Annotated in this window: 23 protein-coding genes; 9 read left to right on the top strand and 14 right to left on the bottom strand. The window is 60.8% G+C overall.

What is annotated here, in order from left to right:
- Nucleotides 1-28 precede the first annotated feature (28 nt).
- The 4 genes from POF45_RS27085 to POF45_RS27070 all read right to left on the bottom strand — a co-directional run bounded on the left by POF45_RS27085 (nucleotide 29) and on the right by POF45_RS27070 (nucleotide 3,992).
- Complete coding sequence (locus tag POF45_RS27085; protein WP_282317163.1) at nucleotides 29-1,867, bottom strand: amidohydrolase; 1,839 nt, start codon at nucleotides 1,865-1,867, stop codon at nucleotides 29-31.
- Nucleotides 1,864-2,487, bottom strand: a complete 624-nt coding sequence (locus tag POF45_RS27080; protein WP_259501924.1) for an antibiotic biosynthesis monooxygenase — start codon at nucleotides 2,485-2,487, stop codon at nucleotides 1,864-1,866. The genes POF45_RS27085 and POF45_RS27080 overlap by 4 nt, the downstream gene beginning before the upstream one ends.
- Nucleotides 2,480-2,890, bottom strand: coding sequence for a DoxX family protein (locus POF45_RS27075; protein WP_282317162.1), 411 nt, complete (start codon nucleotides 2,888-2,890; stop codon nucleotides 2,480-2,482). The genes POF45_RS27080 and POF45_RS27075 overlap by 8 nt, the downstream gene beginning before the upstream one ends.
- Nucleotides 2,891-3,080: 190 nt before the next feature.
- Nucleotides 3,081-3,992 (bottom strand): LysR family transcriptional regulator, encoded by a 912-nt coding sequence (locus tag POF45_RS27070; protein ID WP_282317161.1) that lies wholly within the window; start codon nucleotides 3,990-3,992, stop codon nucleotides 3,081-3,083.
- Between the two features lie 249 nt (nucleotides 3,993-4,241).
- Between POF45_RS27070 and POF45_RS27065 the strand changes: the two genes are divergently transcribed.
- Complete coding sequence (locus POF45_RS27065; protein ID WP_259501919.1) at nucleotides 4,242-4,670, top strand: helix-turn-helix domain-containing protein; 429 nt, start codon at nucleotides 4,242-4,244, stop codon at nucleotides 4,668-4,670.
- Between the two features lie 136 nt (nucleotides 4,671-4,806).
- Here POF45_RS27065 and POF45_RS27060 read toward each other — a convergent pair whose 3' ends face one another.
- Entirely contained in the window at nucleotides 4,807-5,631 is an 825-nt protein-coding gene (locus tag POF45_RS27060; RefSeq protein WP_259501917.1) for an alpha/beta fold hydrolase, read from the bottom strand.
- A 413-nt stretch (nucleotides 5,632-6,044) separates the two neighbouring features.
- Here POF45_RS27060 and POF45_RS27055 point away from each other — a divergent pair, with 413 nt between their 5' ends.
- Nucleotides 6,045-8,897, top strand: coding sequence for an ATP-binding protein (locus tag POF45_RS27055; RefSeq protein ID WP_282317160.1), 2,853 nt, complete (start codon nucleotides 6,045-6,047; stop codon nucleotides 8,895-8,897).
- Nucleotides 8,898-8,913: 16 nt separating this feature from the next.
- Here the strand turns inward: POF45_RS27055 and POF45_RS27050 are convergent, their stop codons facing one another.
- Nucleotides 8,914-10,311 carry an ATP-binding protein gene (locus POF45_RS27050; protein ID WP_282317159.1) on the bottom strand — a complete coding sequence of 466 codons (1,398 nt, stop codon included), beginning with the start codon at nucleotides 10,309-10,311 and terminating at the stop codon, nucleotides 8,914-8,916.
- Between the two features lie 183 nt (nucleotides 10,312-10,494).
- The gene (locus POF45_RS27045; RefSeq protein ID WP_282317158.1) at nucleotides 10,495-11,445 is read right to left on the bottom strand and encodes a GlxA family transcriptional regulator; all 951 of its coding nucleotides are present in this window, start codon (nucleotides 11,443-11,445) and stop codon (nucleotides 10,495-10,497) included.
- A gap of 296 nt (nucleotides 11,446-11,741) precedes the next feature.
- Between POF45_RS27045 and POF45_RS27040 the strand changes: the two genes are divergently transcribed.
- The 3 genes from POF45_RS27040 to POF45_RS27030 all read left to right on the top strand — a co-directional run bounded on the left by POF45_RS27040 (nucleotide 11,742) and on the right by POF45_RS27030 (nucleotide 14,771).
- Complete coding sequence (locus tag POF45_RS27040; RefSeq protein ID WP_282317157.1) at nucleotides 11,742-12,464, top strand: pirin family protein; 723 nt, start codon at nucleotides 11,742-11,744, stop codon at nucleotides 12,462-12,464.
- Between the two features lie 119 nt (nucleotides 12,465-12,583).
- On the top strand, nucleotides 12,584-13,582 hold the full coding sequence (locus POF45_RS27035) for an NAD(P)H-quinone oxidoreductase (RefSeq protein WP_259501905.1): 999 nt from the start codon (nucleotides 12,584-12,586) through the stop codon (nucleotides 13,580-13,582).
- A 229-nt stretch (nucleotides 13,583-13,811) separates the two neighbouring features.
- Complete coding sequence (locus tag POF45_RS27030; protein ID WP_282317156.1) at nucleotides 13,812-14,771, top strand: alpha/beta hydrolase; 960 nt, start codon at nucleotides 13,812-13,814, stop codon at nucleotides 14,769-14,771.
- On the opposite strand, the gene POF45_RS27025 is transcribed toward POF45_RS27030, so the two are convergent.
- On the bottom strand, nucleotides 14,768-16,579 hold the full coding sequence (locus tag POF45_RS27025; protein WP_282317155.1) for an ABC transporter ATP-binding protein: 1,812 nt from the start codon (nucleotides 16,577-16,579) through the stop codon (nucleotides 14,768-14,770). The two genes, POF45_RS27030 and POF45_RS27025, sit on opposite strands and share 4 nt — an antisense overlap.
- 244 nt (nucleotides 16,580-16,823) lie before the next feature.
- Here POF45_RS27025 and POF45_RS27020 point away from each other — a divergent pair, with 244 nt between their 5' ends.
- From POF45_RS27020 to POF45_RS27010, 3 genes are all read left to right on the top strand, one after another.
- On the top strand, nucleotides 16,824-17,237 hold the full coding sequence (locus POF45_RS27020; protein ID WP_282317154.1) for a VOC family protein: 414 nt from the start codon (nucleotides 16,824-16,826) through the stop codon (nucleotides 17,235-17,237).
- A gap of 119 nt (nucleotides 17,238-17,356) precedes the next feature.
- Nucleotides 17,357-17,785, top strand: a complete 429-nt coding sequence (locus POF45_RS27015; RefSeq protein ID WP_282317153.1) for a hypothetical protein — start codon at nucleotides 17,357-17,359, stop codon at nucleotides 17,783-17,785.
- 16 nt (nucleotides 17,786-17,801) lie between these two features.
- Nucleotides 17,802-18,563 carry a bestrophin-like domain gene (locus POF45_RS27010; protein WP_259501899.1) on the top strand — a complete coding sequence of 254 codons (762 nt, stop codon included), beginning with the start codon at nucleotides 17,802-17,804 and terminating at the stop codon, nucleotides 18,561-18,563.
- A gap of 18 nt (nucleotides 18,564-18,581) precedes the next feature.
- On the opposite strand, the gene POF45_RS27005 is transcribed toward POF45_RS27010, so the two are convergent.
- Complete coding sequence (locus POF45_RS27005; protein ID WP_282317152.1) at nucleotides 18,582-19,076, bottom strand: DUF1543 domain-containing protein; 495 nt, start codon at nucleotides 19,074-19,076, stop codon at nucleotides 18,582-18,584.
- 42 nt (nucleotides 19,077-19,118) lie between these two features.
- Nucleotides 19,119-19,547, bottom strand: coding sequence for a TOBE domain-containing protein (locus POF45_RS27000; RefSeq protein WP_282317151.1), 429 nt, complete (start codon nucleotides 19,545-19,547; stop codon nucleotides 19,119-19,121).
- Between the two features lie 315 nt (nucleotides 19,548-19,862).
- Here POF45_RS27000 and POF45_RS26995 point away from each other — a divergent pair, with 315 nt between their 5' ends.
- A complete protein-coding gene (locus POF45_RS26995; RefSeq protein WP_282317150.1) occupies nucleotides 19,863-20,078 on the top strand; it encodes a hypothetical protein in 216 nt (71 codons plus the stop codon).
- Between the two features lie 21 nt (nucleotides 20,079-20,099).
- On the opposite strand, the gene POF45_RS26990 is transcribed toward POF45_RS26995, so the two are convergent.
- The 4 genes from POF45_RS26990 to POF45_RS26975 form a co-directional block, all read right to left on the bottom strand.
- Nucleotides 20,100-20,288, bottom strand: coding sequence for a DUF1737 domain-containing protein (locus POF45_RS26990; protein ID WP_259501887.1), 189 nt, complete (start codon nucleotides 20,286-20,288; stop codon nucleotides 20,100-20,102).
- A 144-nt stretch (nucleotides 20,289-20,432) separates the two neighbouring features.
- Nucleotides 20,433-20,951 (bottom strand): DUF1993 domain-containing protein, encoded by a 519-nt coding sequence (locus POF45_RS26985; RefSeq protein ID WP_282317149.1) that lies wholly within the window; start codon nucleotides 20,949-20,951, stop codon nucleotides 20,433-20,435.
- A 475-nt stretch (nucleotides 20,952-21,426) separates the two neighbouring features.
- Entirely contained in the window at nucleotides 21,427-21,933 is a 507-nt protein-coding gene (locus POF45_RS26980) for a DUF2514 family protein (RefSeq protein WP_282317148.1), read from the bottom strand.
- Nucleotides 21,930-22,439 (bottom strand): glycoside hydrolase family 24 protein, encoded by a 510-nt coding sequence (locus POF45_RS26975; protein WP_282317147.1) that lies wholly within the window; start codon nucleotides 22,437-22,439, stop codon nucleotides 21,930-21,932. Before POF45_RS26975 ends, POF45_RS26980 begins: the two co-directional genes overlap by 4 nt.
- Nucleotides 22,440-22,572: the final 133 nt, after the last annotated feature.

Below are 22,572 nucleotides of genomic sequence, written 5' to 3'. Positions count from 1 at the left end.
CGTTGGCCGGCGCTTTATTTTTTGCTGCTCAGAAGGCAAAGCACGAGCAGCCGAAGGCGCCCCAGAAACCGGCGAAATCACTGACTGGCGCATTCGACAGGCGCGCCCGCTCATGGCTGTGGGAATGCACCCCGCACGGTCCACTGCAATGGTGGACCAGGGCCTGCATCGGCGACGTCGGGCGCCAGTGGCCTGGGACTTTCACCACCGGCGACCAGTCCGGCAGCACCGGCACGCTGGCGGGCCCGAGTTTTTCGAAATCACCGGCGGCGTACACCACCTTGCCGCCGACCACGGTCAGTACCGATTCGATCCATTTGATGGCTTCTTCATCGCAATGAAAGAAGTCCGCGCTCAGGGCCGCAAGGTCGGCCAGTTGCCCGACCTTGATCTGGCCTTTCTTGCCCTGCTCGGACGAGAACCAGGCGCTGCCGTGGGTGAACAGTTCCAACGCGGTCTGGCGCGACAGGCCTTCGGCGTGCAATTCCAGACCGCCGACGGTGCGTCCGCTGACCATCCAGTACAGCGAGGTCCACGGGTTGTAGCTGGAAACGCGCGTGGCGTCGGTGCCCGCGCCGACCGGCACCCCTTCGGCGAGCATGCGTTTGATCGGCGGCGTGGCTTCGGCGGCTTTGGCGCCGTAGCGCTCGACGAAGTACTCGCCCTGGAACGCCATGCGGTCCTGAATCGCGATACCGCCACCCAATGCCTTCACTCGCTCGATGTTCTGCGGGGTAATGGTTTCGCAATGGTCGAAGAACCACGGCAAGCCGTTGAACGGAATGTCGCGATTGACCTTCTCGAACACGTCGAGCATGCGGCTGATGGATTCGTTGTAGGTAGCGTGCAGACGGAACGGCCAGCGCTGCTCGACCAGGTGGCGCACCACCGGCTCCAGCTCCTCTTCCATGGTTTGCGGCAGGTCCGGACGCGGTTCGAGGAAGTCCTCGAAATCCGCCGCCGAGAACACCAGCATTTCCCCGGCGCCGTTGTGGCGCAGGTAGTCGTCGCCCTGGTGCAGGGTCACGCTGCTGGTCCAGTTCTTGAAGTCGCTGAGTTCTTCCTTGGGCTTCTGGGTGAACAGGTTGTAGGCAATGCGCACGGTCAGTTGCTGGTCCTTGGCCAACTGCTCGATCACCGCATAATCGTCCGGGTAATTCTGGAAGCCGCCACCGGCGTCGATGGCGCTGGTCAGGCCGAGACGATTGAGTTCGCGCATGAATTGGCGGGTCGAGTTGACCTGATATTCCAGCGGCAGCTTCGGTCCCTTGGCCAGGGTCGAGTACAGAATCATCGCGTTGGGGCGCGCCACCAGCATGCCGGTCGGGTCGCCATTGGCATCACGGACAATCTCGCCGCCCGGCGGGTTCGGCGTGTTGCGGGTGTAGCCGGCGACTCGCAGTGCCGCGCGGTTGAGCAAGGCGCGGTCGTACAGGTGCAGCACGAATACCGGGGTGTCCGGCGCGGCCTGATTGAGTTCTTCGATGGTCGGCATGCGCTTTTCGGCGAACTGGAATTCGTTCCAGCCACCGACCACGCGCACCCACTGCGGTGTCGGCGTGCGGTCGGCCTGATCCTTGAGCATGCGCAGGGCATCGGCCAGGGACGGGACGCCTTCCCAGCGCAGTTCGAGGTTGTAGTTCAGGCCGCCCCGGATCAGGTGCAAGTGCGAGTCGTTGAGGCCGGGGATGACGCAGCGGCCCTTGAGGTCGACGACCTGCGTGCCGGCACCGCGCAGGGCCATGGCCTGGGCATCGGAGCCGACCACGACAAACCGGCCGTCACTGATGGCCACGGCGCTGGCGAGGGGTTTGGTGCGGTCAACAGTGTGAAACTGGCCATTGAACAGAATCAGATCGGCGTTCATCGCGTTTCCTCACGCAGGGTGGAATGAGCCGTATCGGCGGTCAGCCACGGCGCAAACAGGCGCGTGGCTCGGGGCATGAACAGGTACACCACCGAGACCACGATGGTCAGGGTGATCAGGAACGTGGCGACCACGTAGTTGGACAAAAAGCCGTTGAGCTTGAGCAACGGCCCCCAGAGCAGCGGCACCAGCAAGGTGTGCGGCAGAATCACCAGCAAGGTGATGAGCGCCTGCTTCCAGCGTGGCGGCGGCGAGGCCGCATCGGCCAGTGGCGAGAACCAGAACTCGTTGACCGGGTTGACTTCGGTCTGGTCGCCGTCGGCCAGCATCGGCGCAGCTTTATCGACCAGTTCCTGGCGCACCGGGGAATCGAGCCATTGCTGCATGGCCTCGGTGGAACAAAAACGCAGCACGCAGGTGTAGGTGTCGAGGCCGGCGTTCTTGCCGCGGACCACGTCCACGCCCAAGTGCCCATTGCGCTGCCCCGCCACGCTGACGATGTTGCGCAGCCAGGCTTCATACGGCACTTCAAAACCGGCCTTGACCCGGTGTTTGACGATCAGTGTCACGACTTCATCGAAACCCGGTTTTGCAGGCTCGACACGGTGGGTATCAGGCATGACTCAAGACTCCGGCGAAACGGTGATTGAGCGCCAGCCGTCCCGGCCCGGCGAGGAAGATGCTGGTGAAGACGATCAACAGCAGCCAGCCGAACTGGCCCTCTTCAAGGCTCCATTGCGGGTGCACGACCAGCAACGCCACCAGCAGCACAAACAGAATAGGCAAACAGGCCAATCGCACCAGCAGCCCGGCGACGATCAGCAGCGGGCACAGCACCTCGGCGAAAATCGCCAGCATCAGGGTCAGGCTCGGGCTCAGGTGAAACGGGTCTTCGATGACGTGCAGTTGCGCACTGTAGTGAAGCAGTTTTGGCAGACCGTGCACCCACAACAGAAACAGCCCGCCGCTGATCCGCAGGAACAACAGCCCCAGATCCCGTTCATCCCATCTTGTTGCGTCCATGGCCCTACCCGCACAAATGAAAATCGCCCGCATGGCTTCGCCGGCACTTGAAACGATAGTGCCGGGGCAAGGTCGGGAAAAATTGGATGTACGTGCTGACTTTGCTGGGACTGAGATCCCGAACCCACCGCAAAATCCGTGTGGGAGCGAGCCTGCTCGCTCCCACAGGGGAACTGTGTCCTGGCAGGAATCATGGGATCGGGACGGACATGTATTCGCTGATCCGTGACCTCAGCCAGCGCTCCGCCGGGTCGTTGTCGTGCACCCCGCTCCAGGCCATCGACAGTTGCGCGGCATCAATCGGAAACGGTGGGTCTTCAGCCCTTAGGTCGCAGCCTTCGACCAGCGCACAGGCCGCGTAATCCGGCACGGTGGCGATCATCTCGGTGCCGGCGAGCAAGGCTCGCAACCCGCTGAATTGCGGCACGCCCAGCACTACGCGGCGACTGCGTCCGACCTTGGCCAGGTCGAGGTCGATGTTGCCGCTCAAGTCGCCGGAGAACGACACCATTGCATGCGGCCGTTCGCAGTATTCGTCCAGCGTCAGGGCGCCGGGCCGTTTGTCGCCGCGCAGGACCTTGCAGGTGATGTCGCGCAGTTTCTTGCGCTTGGCGTTGGCCGGCAGGTCGGTGGTGTAACTGACGCCGACAGAGATTTCCCCGGACGCCAGCAGCGCCGGCATCAATAAATAATTGGCGCGACGCACAACCACGATGATGCCCGGCGCCTCTTCGCGCAGTTGGCTCAACAGGGGCGGAAACAGGCCGAATTCAGCGTCATCCGACAAGCCGATGCGAAACACGTCGAAACTGGTGGTCGGATCGAATTCCTTGGCCCGGCTGACTGCCCCGCAGATGGTGTCCATCGCCGGTTGCAGCTCCTTGAGAATCGTCAGCGCCCGCGCCGTCGGCTCCATGCCGCGACCGTTGCGCAGCAGCAACGGATCGTCGAACAGATCACGCAAACGCCCCAACGCGGCACTCACTGCCGGTTGGCCCATGAAGAGTTTTTCGGCGACCCGGGTCAGGTTCTTTTCGAACATCAAGGCCTCGAAAATCACCAGCAGGTTCATGTCGACGCGGCGCAGATCGTTTCGGTTCATCAGCACGGTTCCGTTGTGGGTTCAGCCTGGGATTTTTGCATGCAGCCATCCTTTATCGAGTCTGAAAAACGGCCCTGAACGGGGCCGCCACATGACACCCATTCTGCCCGTGCCCATCCCTTGAAAAATTGCAGCAATGTGCTGAGTTCAGGTGCTTGATCGGCTGTTCGTACCCACGCAATTAACAACGTTTAACTCGCCGCCCAGATCGCCGCGACCAAGAATGAAGCTCCGACACGGATATCTGCCATGGCCCCTTCTCGGCAAAACACCGCCCGCGCGGCAATCACCCCGGCACCCGGCAGAACCACCGGTGGCCTGGCCCCGTGGCGCGAAAATCTGGTCAAGCAGCTGATTCTCGAACGGCTCGGTGGAACGGTTGAAGTCAGCGAACTGGCACAGGCTTGCGCGCTGTCGCGCAGCCATTTTTCCCGGGCGTTCAAGTGCAGCACCGGGCTCTCGCCGCAAGACTGGATCCGCCAGCAACGCATCGCCCGCGCCAAGCAACTGATTCAGACCACTGACCTGAGCCTGACGCAAATCAGCCTGGAATGCGGGTTTTGCGATCAGGCGCATTTCTGCCACATCTTCACCCGCAGCGAGGGGATCAACCCGTTTGCGTGGCGGTGTCGGGTTGTGCGTGCGATTCCATTCAACAACAGCCTCTCAGCGGGCTGAACACAGCCCCCCCTTGTGGGTGCGGCGGTGCGACGATTCGACTTGCTCGCGAAAGCGTTGGGTCAATCAACAGCGATGCCGAATGTGCCGGCGCCTTCGCGAGCAGGCTCGCTCCCACAGGGGGGGGTGTTTCTGATCAGGCTTTGAGGAACGCCAGCAGATCTTCGTTGAGCTGATCCTTGTGCGTGTCGGTCAAGCCATGGGGCGCGCCTGGATAGACTTTCAGTGTCGAGCCCTTCACCAGTTTCGCCGAGGCTATACCCGCGGCCTCGATCGGCACCACCTGATCCGCATCGCCGTGGATCACCAGGGTCGGCACGTCGAACTTCTTCAGGTCCTCGGTGAAATCGGTTTCCGAGAATGCCTTGATGCAGTCGTAGGCGTTCTTGTGGCCGGCGGTCATGCCTTGCATCCAGAACCAGTCGATCATGCCCTGTGACGGTTTTGCACCCGGTTTGTTGAAGCCGAAAAACGGCCCGCTGGCGAGGTCGATGTACAGTTGCGAACGGTCTGCCAACGAGGCCTGGCGGATGCCGTCGAACACTTCGATCGGCAGGCCGCCGGGGTTGGCTTCGGTCTTGAGCATCAGCGGCGGCACCGACGAAATCAGCCCGGCCTTGGCGACGCGACCGGTGCCATGGCGGCCGATATAACGCGCCACTTCGCCACCCCCGGTGGAGAAGCCGAACAGCACGGCGTCCTTGAGGTCCAGCAGCTCGATCAGTTGCGCGAGGTCGTCGGCATAGGTGTCCATTTCATTGCCCGACCACGGCTGACTGGAGCGGCCGTGACCACGGCGGTCATGGGCGATCACCCGGTAACCTTTGGAGGCCAGGAAGAACATCTGCGATTCCCAGCTGTCGGCGTTCAATGGCCAGCCGTGGCTGAAGACGATGGGCTGACCGCTGCCCCAGTCCTTGTAATAGATTTCGGTGCCATCGCGGGTGGTGAAGGTACTCATGGGCATACTCCTTGACGAGGGTGAGTCTTGAAGGACTGGATTTTTGGGCGTAGACCGCAGGCAGCACGAGTTAATCGTTGTTAATTCCGGGCACTGCCTCAGATCCCGCGCATCGGCACCGCAGCCAGTAAATACAGCACCTGTTGCGGATGGCTGGAGGCCGAGGCGCATGACATCCGATGAACGGGCATGTACCCCGATCATTGCGTTGCTGGAAGAAGCTGGGGAACATGCGCGAAAAACCTGAGGTAGAGGGGTTACAACGCAAGTCCCTGTGGGAGCGAACCTGCTCGCGATAGCGGTGGGTCAGGCAACAATGATGCTGAATGGAATGCCGCCTTCGCGAGCAGGCTCGCTCCCACAGGGGTCCGCGTCAGCTCAAGACTCAATCGACACGCAGCAGGAGCAAACCGTTGTCTCTTTTCCCCGAACTGGCCATGCATGTCGGCCCTTACCTAATCCATCCCGGGCAACGCCTGGTGCTGGAGGGCGAGCAGCCCCTGCGCCTGAGTCGGCGCGCCATGGATATTCTGTTGATGCTGCTGGAGCACGCCGGGAGCGTGGTCAGCAAGCAACAGTTGATCGCCCGGGTCTGGCCCACCAGTGTGGTCGAAGACATCAACTTGCGCGTGCACATGGCGGCGCTGCGCAAGGCATTGGGCGACGGTCAGGCCGGCCAGCGCTACATCGTCACGGTGGCCCAGCGCGGCTACAGTTTTGTCGCTCCGATTACCCTGCAACCTGTTGTGAAATGCGACGCCAATGCCTTCGTTGAACCGGGTCGGCATAACCTGCCGGTGCGCCATACGCGCCTGATCGGTCGCCAGCCTCTGCTGGACAACGTCATGGCGCAACTGCCGCGCCAGCGCTTCATCACGCTGGTCGGTCCCGGCGGTATCGGCAAGACCACTGTCGCCCTGCGAGTGGCCGAACAGTTGATCGGCCATTACCGCGACGGCATTCGTTTTCTGGACCTGGCACCGGTCAACGATCCGCTGCTGATTACCCGGCACCTGGCCACCCTGCTCGGCCTGGTTTTGCCAGACAGCGAACCGACATCCGCGCTCACGACCTACTTGCGCGATCGGCGAATGCTGCTGGTGATCGACAACTGCGAACACCTGCCGGATGCCGTGGCGCTGCTGAGCGAGAGCATCCTGAGAGGCGCGCCACTGGTGCACATCCTGGCCACCAGTCGCGAGAGCCTGCGGGCCGAGGGCGAATTCGTGCAACGCCTGGCCCCCCTCGACTGTCCGCCGCCCCTGGCCGTGCCGAGCCGTGCCCTGGAGTTTGCGGCGTTGCAGCTGTTCGTCGAACGCGCCATGGCTTGCCAAGACAGTTTCGAGCTGAGCGAGGACGATGTGCCGGTGGCGATTGAAATCTGCCGACGCCTGGACGGCATCCCGTTGGCCATCGAGCTGGCGGCGGCGCAAGTCGCCAGCCTGGGCCTGAGCGGCTTGCTGGCGCAACTGCACGGCAGTTTTCGCTTGTTGAGCCAGGGCGATCACACGGCGCTGAGTCGCCATCAGACGCTGCGCGCAACGCTGGACTGGAGCTTCAATCTGCTCACCCGTTGCGAGCAGACCTGCCTGCGCCGATTGGGGATATTTCAGGCCAGCTTCACCCTGGAATCAGCCGCCGCGGTGATCGGCGGCCAGCACCTTGAGCCCGGCGCGGTGTTTGCGTCGATCACACAATTGGTGGCCAAGTCGTTGTTGAACGTGGAGGTCGGTGATGAAGCCGTGTTTTATCGCCTGCTCGACACCACCCGCCACTTTGCGCTGGAAAAACTCGAACTGGCCGCCGAATGGCCCGACACCCGCAAGCGCCACGCCGAACGTTGCCTGGCATTGATGCAGCAAGCCCGCGACGACTGGGAGCAAACGCCCACGGGGCTGTGGATCGAGCGGTATGCCCGCAGTCTGGAAGACATCCGTACCGCCCTCGACTGGGGCTTGAACGGATCAGGGCCTGACGACTTGGCGATCCGCCTGACGGCCGCCTCGACACCATTGTGGCAAGCGTTGTCGCTGCTCAAGGAGCATGGCGGCTACCTGCGTAAAGCCCTGGCGTTACTCACGACCAGCGCCGAGCCCTGCCCTCACTTGAGCATCAGCCTCAAACTCGCCCTGGGCAGTTCGTGTTACCACATTCAGGGCGGCACCGAGGAAACCGTCGAGGCGTTCGTCAGTGCCCGTCTCCTGGCCGTACAACACGATGATGTGGCCGGTCAATTGCGGGCAGTGTCCGGGCACATGGCGGTCAATCTCAGTTGCGGCAACTATCAAATGGCGCTGACGCAGAGCCGACATTTCGATCGTTTGGGGCTGTATGCCGACGACCTGGGCGCCCTGTCCCTCAGCGCCCAACGCCTGCGGGTACTGGCGCTGCATTTTGCAGGCGATCAGGACCGGGCGCGGGCCGATGCCGAGCAAGTGATCCAGCGCATGGCGCAGAGCGGCCATCTCAATCGCTTCACCCACGGCTTTGGCGTGCAATACGACCAGAGCGTCGCCGCGCTGACGATTCTGGCGCGCATCCTCTGGTTGCAGGGGCAGCCGGAACAAGCCTGGCGTACTGCGCGGCAGGCGCTGGACATTGCATTGCAAATCAACCACGGGATGTCCGTCTGCTACACCCTGGCGCTGGCAGGGTGTGTGATCGCCCAGTACAACGGCGACGAACCGACCGCTCGCGAACTCTTGCGCCTGTTGCTGGAGCAGGCGCAGAAGCATTCGGTGTTGTTGTTCCATGACTGGGCGCGGCATTACGCTCAGGTGATTGATGAATCGCAAGCGACTTTGCCGGCGCTGCCGGGAAGCGGTCTGGTGCGTGAAATCATGGTGACGCTGGATGGCCGTTTTCTGGATGACGCCCTGCTCGAGCGGGCTGAGACAGGGGCGGCGGGCTGGAGTACCGCGGAGATCTTGCGGGTTCGGGCCGAGGGCTTGCAGATTGAAGACCTGGCGCTAGAGGTGGACTGTCTGGGTGGGCCGCTGCGCAACCAGGTCGAATCGTCGCACCATCGCTCCCACAGGATTGAGGTGGCGCTGTTGAACGCGTTGGAGGTGGCGAAAAGTCAGGGGGCGCTGATGTGGGAGTTGCGCAGTGCAATGTCGCTGGCGCGGCTTTGGCAGCGTCAGGGGCGGCGCCGGCAAGCTTATGAGCTGCTGGCGCCGATCCATGCGCGCTTTACCGAGGGCCATGCCACGCCGGACCTGAAACAGGTGCGGCAATTGCTGAATGAACTCGGTACGCCTGCGTAGGCGCTGCCGAAAGGGGTTATTCGACGGCCATCAAGGTCTGAGCATTGTGTTCGAGTTTCTCCAGCGCATAGCGTCGTGTGGTGTTGAGCAGGCGGTAGCGAGGCTGACCGTGGACCGTGTCCATCGACAGCAGCGACTTGTCCACCAGCCGCTGCATCAACCCGGCCACGACTGGCGGCCGCAGCACGGCACACTGGATCACGTCGACAGCGGCTTGCAGGGTGAAGGCCATTTTGAACACTGCCAGCCGGTGTAACAGCGTCTGCTCGCGCACGTTCAGGCGTTCGTAACTCCAGTCCAGCGCCGCCTTGAGGCTCTGATGCCGTGGCACGGCGGTGCGCCGGCCGAGGGTCAGCAGTTCAAAGCAGTTGTCGAGTTGCGCTTGCAGGCCCACCAGTGCCAGTGCGTCGATCTGCGCGGCGGCCAGTTCGATGGCCAGTGGCAAACCGTCGAGGCGACGGCAGACTTCGCGCACGGCCTTGATGTCCTGTTCACGCAGGACAAAGCCTTGCTGGCGAGCGCGGGCACGACTGACAAACAACTGCACCGCCGAATAACTCATGGCTTCGGTCACGCCGTGCACCGAGATCGGCGGCACGCTCAATGGCGGTAAGCGCAACACGGTTTCGCCACGGGCCCGAAGCGGCTCGCGGCTGGTCACCAGGATCGACAATCGGGGCGCCGAGGCCATCAAGTCCTCTGTCAGGGTGCGGCACCGCTCAAGCACATGCTCGCCGTTATCGAGCACCAACAAGGCGTGCCAGTGCGCCAGGGCCGCCAGGCCGCCGTTCAGTTCCAGGGCACGCAGCAGATGTTCGTCGAGCTGCGCCGGGTTATCGATCAGTGCCAGATCAACCCGCCACACGCCGTCGCCATAGTGCTGCAACAGCAACTCGGCCACGCGCAACGCCACCGTGCTTTTACCGATGCCCGCCGGCCCGACCAGCGTCATGAAGCGGCGCACCGGCAGTTGGCGAGAGAGGCTGCCGACCACCGAGTCTCGCCCTGTGACCGGCGTCAGGCGTGCCGGCAGGTTGTGTTGAGGGCGGTCGATCGATATCGGCGTGCGCTCGTGCATGCGCTGCACTGACGCAATAAAGCTGTAGCCCTGCTGCGGCACGTTGACGATGTAGCGTTGGCCGTTCTGCCCATCGCCGAGGGCGCGACGCAGGGCGGCAATGTGCACCCGCAGGTTGATTTCCTCGACCACCGAGGTTGGCCAGACGCGGGCAATCAGCAGGTCTTTGCTGACCACCGTGCCCGCCCGTTCGACCAGAACCTGAAGAATGTCCAGCGCCCGCCCGCCCATGCGCAATGGCCGATCACCGTCCAGGATCAACCGTTGGCTCGGATAAAAAGCGTACGGGCCGAACCGCAGCACCGCTTCGCTGTTCAAATCTCGAAGGCTGTTCATGCGTGGATACGTGCCGAAACCGGGTTCGGCTCAACGTCCTGCATCATCCATTGCGTGTTCATGCTGGCTCCCGCGCCTCCCTTTTCAAGCGTTGAACGCTATCTTGGCAGGCGTCGACAGCGGCACAACCGCTGCACAGGGAGCATCACGGACATCACGGTGCGCAAAACGGACAAGAGCGCTCTAGCTGAACTGTTCGCGGTACTGCGCGGGGGTCAGGCCGAGTTTTTCGCTGAACAGAAAGCGCATGTGCCGCACGCTGCCGAAACCGCTTTTGTAGGCCACGGTCTTGAGTGGCAGCTCTGTGGTTTCCAGCAGATTACGGGCGCAGTCGATGCGCGCGCTTTGCACAAAGTCCAAGGGCGTCATGTTCACTTCGCGGACAAACAGCCGGGCGAAGTGCCGCGCGCTGAGGTTGGCCTGGCTGGCCATGCGGGCGATGGTCCAGTTTTCATCGAGGTGTTCGAGGACATGGTTTTGCACGCGGGTAATCGGTGTTTCCTGAGGCGCCACTGTCGCCATCAACGGGCTGAATTGTGCCTGCCCGCCCTGACGCTTCATCACCACCAGCAGCACTTTGGCGACGTCCTGGGCGACTTTCTTGCCGTGGTCCCCGGCCACCACGGCCAAAGCGAGATCAATGCCGGCGGTGACGCCACCGGAGGTGATGAGGTTGCGGTCCTGCACATAGATCTGATCGGTTTGCACCGTGGCCCTGGGAAAGCCCTTGATCAGCCGTTCGGTGTAGTGCCAGTGGGTGGTCACGCGGTAGCCGTCGAGCAATCCGGCATGCCCGAGGACGAAGGCGCCGGTGCAGATCGAGCCGTACACGCCGGCGCGGGCGGTGGCCTCGCGGAGCCAGGCCAGTAGCGCCAACGGTTTTTCGTTGTAGGCCCCCGGCCCGCCCGGCACCAGCAACAAGTCATACTCCCCGCTCGCCTGATCGATATGCACGTCGGCCTGAACGCAGACGCCGTTGGAGGCACGCAATGGCGCGCATTCGGTGCCGATCATCGTCAACGCATAATGATCGGCAGGCGCGAGGTAGCGATTGGCGATGGAAAACACCTCCATCGGCCCGGCCATGTCGAGCAGCAGAAAATTGGGGAACAACACCATTGCCACGGTTTTCATGGGTGAAATCACTGAAAGTCATAAAAATGGAAGACTCAACCAAATCCCTGTGGGAGCCGAGCTTGCTCGCTCCCACAGGGATCTGATGTAAGGCTGTAGGCTGTAAGGCTTCAGGAAATGCACTGCATTATGGCCAACCACGGCGCAAACGTCGGCCAAGAATACGTGACTGATCGCACAAAACTGTCAACCTGAACAGGACAGTCTTTCAATTTTCATCTACTTATTGCGCCATCTGATAAACATTAACCTTCTCCTCACTCGGACGAATTCACGTCCTGACAGGAGATTTCATCATGCTGACCCTTCGCAAAGCTTCGGATCGCGGCGCAGCCAATCACGGTTGGTTGAAGTCGTTCCACACCTTTTCCTTCGCCAACTATCGCAACCCCAAAGAGCAGGGTTTTTCCGACCTGCTGGTGATCAATGATGACCGGGTTGCCGCCGGCAAAGGCTTCGGCCAGCACCCGCACCGGGACATGGAGATCTTCTCCTATGTGCTCGAAGGCGCGCTGGAACACAAAGACACCCTGGGCACCGGTTCGGTGATCCGACCCGGCGATGTGCAGTTGATGAGTGCCGGCAGTGGCGTGGCCCACAGCGAGTTCAACCACTCTGACAGCCGTGGTGTGCATTTCCTGCAAATCTGGATCGTGCCAGAGGTCAGCGGCGCCAAACCGCGCTACCAGCAAGAGCACTTCAGCACCCAGAAAAAACGCGGGCGCCTGCAATTGATCATCTCCCCGGACGGGGCCGGTGGTTCGCTGCAAGTGCGTCAGGACGCCCGGGTCTACGCGGCGCTGATCGACGGCCAGGAACGCGCTACGCTGGAGCTTGCCGCCAACCGCTACGCTTATGTGCATGTCGCCCGTGGCAGCGTTGAACTCAACGGCCAGTCGTTGCACGAAGGCGATGGCGTGCGGGTTCGCCAGGAACAGCTGCTGACCTTGAGCAATGGTGTGGATGCCGAAGTGCTGGTATTCGACCTGCGTCCTCAGGAACTGCCTGAGATGGCATGATCGTCAAACCTGCCGGTAACGTGGGAGCGAATTCGCTCCCACTCGGGCTGCACTACAAGGAATCACTCGTGCATTGATGTGGTCCCACTTATTAACCCCTTCCCTGACCGGAGCCCGACATGAACCTGCCCCAGACCATGACCCTGATCGAAATCACCGCCCCCGGCGGCCCCGAAGTACTGCAACCACGCCAGGTGCCCATGCCGACGGCGGGCACCGGTGAGCTGCTGATTCGCGTACACGCCGCTGGCGTCAATCGCCCGGACGTGATCCAGCGCGCCGGCAAATACCCGATGAAGCCCGGCATGAGCCCGATCCCCGGTCTGGAAGTGGCGGGTGAAGTGGTCGCCATTGGCCCCGGCCCTTGCGACTTTACGGTGGGCGACCGGGTCTGTGCGCTGACCAATGGAGGCGGTTACGCGCAGTATTGCGTGGCGCCGGTTGGCCAGACCTTGCCGATCCCCGAGCACATGGATTGGGTGCACGCGGCTGCGGTGCCGGAAACGTTCTTTACGGTGTGGGCCAACCTGTTCGACATGGGCGGTGCCAGCAAAGGCCAGCGGGCGCTGATTCACGGCGGCACCAGCGGCATCGGCACCACGGCACTGATGCTCTGCCGCGAGTTCGGCGTCAGGGCGTTTGCCACGGCCGGCAGCGAGGAAAAGTGCGCGGCGATCCGCAAGCTCGGCGCCGAGGCGATCAACTACCGCGATCAGGATTTCGCCCAGGTGATTCAGGAGAAAACCGCGGGCAAAGGCGTCAACGTCATCCTCGACATCATGGGCGGTTCGTACCTGAACCCGAACATTGCCGCCCTCGGCATGGAGGGACGGTTGGTGATGCTGGGCTTTCTCGGCGGTGCCCATGCCAAGGACGTTGATCTGCTGGCGATCATGGGCAAACGCGCAACGATTACCGGCTCGCTGATGCGCTCGCGCACCAAGGAAGAGAAAGCCGCGATTGCCGATCAATTGCGCGAATATGTGTGGCCGGTGCTGGCGGCCGGGCGCTGCTTGCCGATGATCGACAAGGTGTATCCGCTCAACGATGCGGCACAGGCGCATACGCGGATGGAAGCTGGCGATCATATTGGCAAGATTGTGTTGCGGGTGGATTGATCGGCGAACGTCGCCCGATCTCTGCCTGGCCACACGCCCCCCCCCGTGGGAGCGGGCCTGCTCGCGAAGATGGAGTGTCAGTCGAAGATGTATTACCTGACACAACGCGTTCGCGAGCAGGCTCGCTCCCACAGGTTGCGTGTCTGGCCGGCTCGATTGTCGAATTAATCCCCGTCGCCCTCACGCATCTGGTAAAACCCGTCCTTTCCCTGATCAACCGGATCGCTGCATGTTCTCCTCCTTTATCAGCCGTTTAGGCCGGCGCTGGCTGCCGCTGCTGTGCATGGCCGCTCTGATTGTCGGCTTGCCGGTGGGCTGCGGCGTGCTCAAGTACAAAGAGCGCGAGCTGTTGTTTCGTATCGAACCCGGCACCGCGGGCTGGTATCACGGCTTGCCGCAGGACGTTCAAGAGTTCGACATCAAGCCGGCCAGTTTCAAGGCCGGGCAAAATCTGCACGCCTGGTGGTGGCCGGCAGCGCGCCGCGATGCACCGTCGATTCTTTACCTGCACGGTGTGCGCTGGAACCTCACCGGCCAGGCGTTTCGCATCGAACAACTGCGGGCGATGGGGTACTCGGTGCTGGCCATCGACTATCGCGGGTTCGGCCAGAGCACGGGTGATCTGCCGTCAGAAGCCAGTGTCTACGAAGACGCCCGCGTCGCCTGGGAACGCTTCACGGCGATGCAGCCGGATGCCAGCAAGCGCCTGATCTACGGCCACTCCCTGGGCGGTGCGGTGGCGATTGACCTCGCCGTCGATCTGGCCGCACAGGCGAAAAAAGACCACGCCGCCGTGCCAGTGCGCGGGCTGGTGATCGAGTCCACCTTCACCTCGCTGGGCGATGCGGTGGCACAAGTGGCTGATAGCAACCTGCCGGTGAAATGGCTCCCGGTGCGCTGGTTGCTGTCACAAAAATTCGACTCCATCGACAAGATTGCCGACATCGACATGCCGTTGCTGGTGGTCCATGGGCTGGCCGATCCGTTCATGCCGTCGCGCTTCAGCCAGCAATTATTCAACGCAGCGCTTGAACCGAAACACCTGTTGCTGGTGCCCGGTGGCACGCACAACAACAGCATGAGCCTGGGCGGTACGCAGTATCGCCAAGCCATCGACAGCCTGATGAAATCCAGACCGCCAGCTCAGATCGCCGGGCCGGCTGCGGTTCGTGGCGCGCAGGACTCCTAGCGATAGCCCTTGGCCTGCAAATCGAACAACTGCGCATAACGCCCGCCCGCCGCCAGCAGGCTGGCGTGATCGCCACGTTCGAGGATCGCACCCTTGTCCAGCACGATGATGTGATCGGCGTTGCGCACGCTGGAAAATCGGTGGGAAATCAGCAAGGTCATGCGCCCTTCGGTGTGCTGGCTGAAATGCTCGAACACCGCCGCTTCCGCCGCCGGGTCGAGGGCGGAGGTCGGCTCATCAAGAATCAGGATATCGGCGTCCCGACGCATGTAGGCGCGGGACAAGGCGATTTTCTGCCACTGTCCGCCCGACAACTCCTGACCACCGGCAAACCAACGCCCCAACTGAGTGGCATAGCCGCGATCCAGTCCTTCGATGAAGGGCGCGGCCATGCCTTCGGCGGCGGCTTGTTTCCAGCGTGTTTCATCGTCGAAAGCCAGTGTATCGCCGACGCCGATGTTCTCGCCCACGGAAAACTGGTAGCGAATGTAGTCCTGGAAAATCACGCCGATGCGCCGTCGCAGCGCGTCCTCTTCCCAGCTTTGCAGATCGCTGCCATCGAGCAGGATTCGGCCCTGATCCGGGCGGTAGAGTCGGGTCAGCAACTTGATCAGCGTGGTCTTGCCCGATCCGTTCTCCCCCACCAGCGCCACGCTACGACCGGGGACCAGATGCAGGTCGATACCTTCAAGGGCGGCGCGGCTGGCGCCGGGATAGCAGAAACCGACGTTCTCGAAGCGCAGGCCATCGCCGGGCACCGCGCCGGTGGTGAGGCTGCCGTCGTGGGTCACCACCGGTTCGGCCAGATACTCGTAGAGACTCGACAGGTAAAGGCCGTCCTCATACAAACCGCTGATAGCGCTCAAGCTGCTGCTGACGGCGGTCTGCCCCTGCTTGAACAACACCAGGTACATGGTCATTTGCCCGAGGCTGATCTGGCCGTGAACGGTATCGACCACCACCCACGCATACGCCAGGTAAAATGCCCCGGTGCCCAGCAGGCCGAGGGCAAAGCCCCAGCCATCGCGGCGTAGCGTAAGGCGCCGGTCTTCGGCATAGAGTCGGGCAAAGGTCTCGCGATAGCGCTTGAGCAGCAAAGGCGCGAAACCGAACAGCTTGACCTCTTTGATATAGCCCTCGTGGGACAGCAGGGTTTCGATGTAACTCTGTTGCCGGCTCTCCGGCGCCCGGCGGGTAAACAGCCGAAACGCGTCCCCGGAAAAGTGCGCCTCGGCGAAGAACACCGGCAACGCGCCGACCACCAGCAGCACCAGCGCCCAGGGCGAGAAATGCACCAGCAACACAGCGAAGCTGATCAGCACGATCAGGTTCTGGATCAGCCCCAGCGACTTCATCACCAGCGCCAAGGGCCGGGTCGAGGCCTCGCGCCGCACGCGTACCAGCTTGTCGTAGAACTCGGAATTCTCGAACTGCACCAGCGACAGCGTCTGGGCCTTTTCCAGAATCATCGTATTGACCTTCTGCCCCAACTGCACCCGCAACAACGACTGCTGCACCGACAACGCCCGTTGCGTGCCGGACAACAACGCCAACACCCCGGCCTCGAACAACACGTAACGAATCACCGGCCATAACGGCGCACTGCCCTGCTGCGCATGCAACTGCATGGCAGTGACCACCGCATCGACAATGCGCTGACCCAGCCAGGCGGCCAGCGCCGGGAGGACACCCGCGATCAGCGTGGCCAGCACCAGGCCGAGGAACAAGCCTCTTGACGTGCTCCAAACCAATAGCAGGGCACGTCTCGCCTGGTCGAGCAAAGGGGCGAAACGGGACAGGGATGGCATGGGATGACGGTCTCGGCAGCGAATGGGCGGTGTCTGTCATGGTACTTCAGCAGGGGGCGAATCATGATGATTACAGAAGTCATGCAGCCATGAAGCAATAAACCCCGCTTCATCTATAGGAAACACGTCTTAAAAAAGCTGCCGTTTTTTGGGTTTTAGCGCTTTGCTAAGGGGTCAATACCATCGAATGAGTTGCACAGCCTGAAGTGCAGTCGATGGGTTCCCATACACCCTGGAGTACACCATGAAAATCAATCCCTATCTGATCTTCAACGGCGACTGCAAAGCGGCCTTCATTTTTTATAGCGCCAGCCTGGGCGGTCAGATCGAAATGATGATGACCTTCGGCGAAAGCCCGGCGCGTGAGCACGTTCCTGCCCATTGCCTGGACCTGATCATGCACACCCGCCTGTTGGTGGGCGACCAGGCGATCATGGGTTCCGACACCACGCCCGACCGTCCGGTGAATGGCATGAGCGGTTGTTCGATTTCGTTGAACGTCGACACCGTGGCCGAGGCTGAACGGGTGTTCGGCGCCCTGGCGGATGGCGGCACGATTCAGATGCCGTTGGAGGCGACGTTCTGGGCGGCGCGCTTCGGCATGCTGGTTGACCGGTTTGGCGTGGCGTGGATGGTGAACTGTGAGAAAGAGGCCTGACGGGGGTCTTTGCGGCCATGAAAAAGCCCGACCTGAAAAGGTCGGGCTGTCTGGCAACTGGCAGAGCGTCTGCTAACGTCAACAAGCCTTGGCAGCCGATTTTTCAGGAGGAGTTTCTTATGCCGGTTCGTCATTCCCGTTGGTCTGCTCGTCTCAAATACTCTCTGCTGGCAGCGGGACTTTGCAGCGCCCTGCTGGCGCTCAGCGGCTGTGCCACGGTGGATGCGCAAACGACCGCTTACGTCGGCGTGGAGCACCCTGCGCCGACGCTGGCCAGCCAGGTCGAAGTGCTGCGCAGAGAACCTGATCGCCCGCATATTCGGCTCGGTGAAATACTGGTCGACGCCAGCCTCGACCCGGCGCCGCCGATTACCGATGTCGAACAAAAATTGCGGGAAGAAGGCGCCAAGCTCGGCGGCAACGCGGTGGTGGTGGTCTACGACCATATTCAGCCAGTGGCCGCCTACGTCAGCGGGCCACGGTGGAACCGCGATTTCCAGACCGTTGAGGGACGCAAGCTCAAAGGGATTGTGATCAAGTACCAATAATGTCAACGGAGGCAGGATGAATCATCTGGTGGTCGCACTGATCGTATTCATCTGTCTGTTTGGCAGCGCCCTGTTCGGATCGTACATACGCGAGCGCTTGCCCGATCATCATTTGAGCGACGAGTCGGTCAGCGTGGTGAAACTCGCGACCGGCCTGATCGCCACTCTGACGGCACTGGTATTGGGCCTGTTGGTATCCTCGGCCAAAACCACCTTCGACACCACCAACGCCGAACTGGAGGGCGCAGCCGCAAAGGTCATGCAATTCGACCGGCTGCTCGCCCGCTACGGCCCGGATGCCCAGGCCATCCGTACCCAACTCAAACACAACTATGCCGAGGTGCTGCAAGTCCTCGCCTCACGCGACAGCGCGAAACTGGCCTTGCTGGACGGGCCTGAGGCCATCAGCCGCTCCGAAGCACTGCGACAACAGGTTGAAGCACTGTCCCCCGCCACAGATAACCAACGCACATTCAAGAGCGCCGCCCTGCAAGGTATGGAAGCGGTTTACGCCGCGCGCTGGCTGACACTGCTGCAAGCCAATCATTCGATTCCGCCGGCGATGCTGGTGATTCTGGTGACCTGGCTGTCGGTGATCTTCGGCTCGTTCGGCTTGTTTGCACCGCGTAATGGCACGATTGTGGTGGTGTTGATGCTGTGCGCGCTGTCGGCCGCGGCGACGATTCTGCTGGTTGAAGAGCTCAATCGCCCGCTGGACGGTTTGATCAATGTATCGCTGGCGCCGATGGAGCATACGCTGCAGCGACTGGGGGAATAGGCTCGCAAACGCTTCTGGCTAGGGCAGCACGATGTAATCGTTGTGCTGAATCACGCCACGGTGTTCGCCTTCGACCAGATGGATGTAGCGCCCGCTGACCTCATCAATCGGCAGGCAGTCGTCGACGTCCAGCAGCGCATCCGTGTGGGATTTGCTCCAGGTCGCCAGCATGTGCCGTTTGCCTTTGGCTTTCGCTTCGTTCCTGTTCCGGGCAACCACCAGCAGATAATGATGGGCTTCGCCAAACGCCTGCGATTCATAACCACCCAGGTTGATGAAGTACAGGCGCAGTGAATTGGGCAGAGGCGCCAGCGGGCTCAGCTCCACTTTCCACCCTTCTACACCGTCGACCTGCATCCAGGCATCAATGTGCAAACCGGCGGGGATGCCGAACCAGCCTTGGCGTAATTGCGGGTAGGTGGCTTCAAGGCTGTCGGCGATGGCAAACACGACATCGTGGACTTCTATTTTTGCCTTGGGGTGTTTACCACCCAGCATCACCACAAACAGCATTCCTCTACCCCTGATTACACGCCATATCGAGGCGGCAGTTTATCAGGCCGGAACACCGAGGATGATGTGGGACGCCTTGATGACCGCTGTAGCGCTGACGCCAGCCACCAGACCCAGTTCGGTGACGGCATCACGTGTCACGATCGAATACACCTTGGCACCACCGGCCAATTCGATCACCACTTCGGCATTGACCGCGCCATCGGTCACGCTCAACACCTTGCCTTCCAGGCAGTTGCGGGCAGACAGACGAATGTCGCTGGACTCGGTCATCAACATCACCCAAGGCGCCTTGACCAAGGCAACGGCTTCTTTACCGACGGCAATGCCCAAGTTGCGGATGCTCTCCATGGTGACTACGGCAACCAGTTGCTCACCGCCTGCGAGGGTCAACACCACTTCGGCATTGACGGCACCGGCCTGCACCTGACTGACCTGGCCTTTGAATACGTTGCGTGCGCTGACTTTCATGAGATGAGTCCTGTTTTTGACTTTGTAGTTAGGAATTGTCGCGCATCATCAGGGGGAGCGTTGTGTAAAAACAACTATAGCGTTTAGGTGACACTGTGTTGCGCTACTCGCCCCCCTGCCCCTTGCTCATAGATCGCTCTGCGGCACCATTCGTCGCCTATAAAAAGCGGCGCCTAAGACACGACCGTGTCTGGCTTACAGCTTGCAAAGGCCGACCGTAGCAGCCCCAGAACGACGTATTTCTGACGCGGCAGCCATCAAATCAACGCATCAAGACTCCAGCGATACGCTTGGTCAGTCACCGGGAGATGTACCGTGTCAACTCTCAATGAAATCGCAGCGAACCACGCGAGAATGGCTAAGGCAAAAGAACAGGATTCGACCGGGCTGAGTGAGCGACACCTTCAAATAGTGTGCAGTTTCAAAATCCCATCCGGTGATGCGCAACAACACATTCCACCGCACCTCATTTCTGGAACGCAGGACAATCACCTTGGGCAGGCGGCGGGTTGCTTGGTCTGGCGGACTTAAAAATTTCACATGGCAAGAGTCCTACTTGTCCGGGCGCCAGATAACCGCCTGGGCTACTACAACAAACTCGCCGTTGAATGTTGCAGCTGGCGAACCATACAGCTGGTAGCCCAGCGCAAGCGCTTCAGATACTCGATGACAGAAAGAGGCGTCGTCTTTGCCTGTCAGTATCCGATAGATTGGCAAGCCTTCGGGAGGGGATGTCTGCATTGATGCACCTATTCAAAGAGAAAGCAAAAAGTCACCTGAAACGATCCATATCCATATCCATATCCATATCCATATCCATTCTGAACTGCTCTTGCAGGCTGAGTCGACTGTAGCGCGGGCCTGCGGCCCTTACCGGACGAGAAGCTACTGTCGCAGGTAAGCGAACATGTGTTGTACGTAATCGGCTTTGCCGAGGGGTACGCCGTTATGACGCAAAATGTTGTATGCCGTGATTAGGTGAAAGTAGAACTGTGGCGTGGCCCAATTCACCACGTATTCAACACCGGTCATATCGAAGGCCATGCCATTTGGTAACTCAATAGCGATTTTGCGATCTGCTCCTTCATCTATTTGAGCGCGGTCCACCGAATCAAGAACCGCCAAAGTACGTTCGATCAGTACCTTCGCTGTCGCCAGGTTTTCGGGGGGAGTGAGCGATTGCACTGGCTGTTGTGTAAGTCGCTGGAGCGTCTCCTGCGCCTGAGTGCAAACGTACTGAACTTGCCGGGCTAAATTGTGCATATCCGGTGCAAGTCGAGACTCAAGCAGAATTTGAGGGTCGTAACCGCGCTCTAGAGCAGAGGCCTCACCCTTGGATAAAAGAGACGATAACGCTCGCAGCATCTGCGCGAAACAGGGGACGGTAACTGAGTAGACCGACATATCTTTTCCCTAAAATAGTCATTCAATGCGGTCTAAATCCTAGCAGAATGCCGCACTTCTACCGCCAATAGTGGCGCTCTCCCCCCCCCCCCGCCATTCCCCGCTTCGCCCGCCGATAACACGCCAGGGAACAAGCACCTCGGCACCTGCTACTACTGCAACCTGCGGGGTGGATGTCGAACAAGGCCACTTTGAGGTTTTGCGCAGGCACAAAAAAGCCGATCTAGATGATCGGCTTTTTTGTCTGATTTTACTCAGTAAATATGGTCGGGACGGAGTGATTCGAACACTCGACCCCTAGCACCCCATGCTTGCTGGGGAGCTAAAATGCTTTAAAGAACAACCCTTTACGTAGGCGCCCACTGCAATCGACGCTCTACGCTGTTCAGCTACGTTTCACGATTCCCCGCAAAAGTCCCTACAGGTTTTCGACGAGAAAGTCCCTGCCCCGGCGTCCTGCCGACCGAACACAATCCTATTTCGAAATACCGTCATATGCCTGCTCACAGGTCATGCCCCGGGCTCTGGCTTGGTCAGCAACTGCTGCCAGATCACCCGCTCGCTGGTCAGCGCGCTTGAGCACGTCGGCAAGCACCATTGCGGCGCGGGTAGCTGCCTGGCCTGCGGCGGCAGTGCAGGAATTGACGCTGGCTTTACTGGCTGCGACGACAGCGGCAGCGGCGTCGGCTTTGTTGCGCAACCCATCAGACTCACGGTTAGCAGCAGTAACGGCAGCAGTTGCTGTGTCGATAAATGCTTGACCATTTTGGACCACCTTATTGATCGCTTGTTGTTGGGCTTGCTCTTTGGTGCGCTCAGCAGCTTCGTTGTTCGCCTTCGCGGTTGCATCCTGGGTGTCTCGCTCATCCCAGCGCGCTTGCCACTTCGCATCACAAACGCTGCCACCGAAGTGGTAGGCGCCGAATAGCGCGCCAAACACCAAGGCGAGCACAATCAGAACTCGCAGTCCGATGGAGGTCATTGCATCACCCCACTCGCGGCCAGGTAATGCGCGATCAAATCGTCAGTAGGCCGAACCGGCTGCCCGTACGAATTCCCCGGGAGGCTCGCCCAGATGTTTGAGCATTTGGCGATGGCGGAGGCGATGTTGCCCGCGATCACGTCCGGTAATGCGCGGCACTCCTTGATATGTTGGATGGCGAGGCGATCCTGGCTCAGCGGTCCGAAGTCCGGCAACTGGAGTAAGTCGCGATAATGTGGCCAGTCCTTCAGCATCTGCTGATAACGCCCAGCCGCATTCGAGGTCAGCCCTTTGCTGTTGATGACCTTCGATGGGCGCCCGTTGGCAAACGGGTGGTCAGCGTAGCTGGAAAACAGCTCCAGCTTCCCGTCAATGCCAGTGACTACGACGTTGTAGCCGTCATCTGAGGCAGCCAAGCCTGCGGTCCCAATCTCAGACCAGCCGAGCATATCGAGGTACGCAACCACGTTCTGTCCTCCAGCATCCTGCGCGGTAATTATCGCCATGATTTAACTCCGAATAACGGAAACAAAAAAAAACGCCGGCGTTAAGGCCGGCGTTCGGTAGGTTCTGAAACAGTTGCTGCTAAGTGGTCGGCATATAAATCACATGCACATTAAATCCTCCAGCATGCAGCTT

It is taken from the genome of Pseudomonas fungipugnans, assembly GCF_029955235.1.
GTDB classification, from domain to species: domain Bacteria; phylum Pseudomonadota; class Gammaproteobacteria; order Pseudomonadales; family Pseudomonadaceae; genus Aquipseudomonas; species Aquipseudomonas fungipugnans.
Note: the sequence above shows the minus strand (reverse complement) of the source record. Positions and strands in the feature narration are given on the sequence as shown.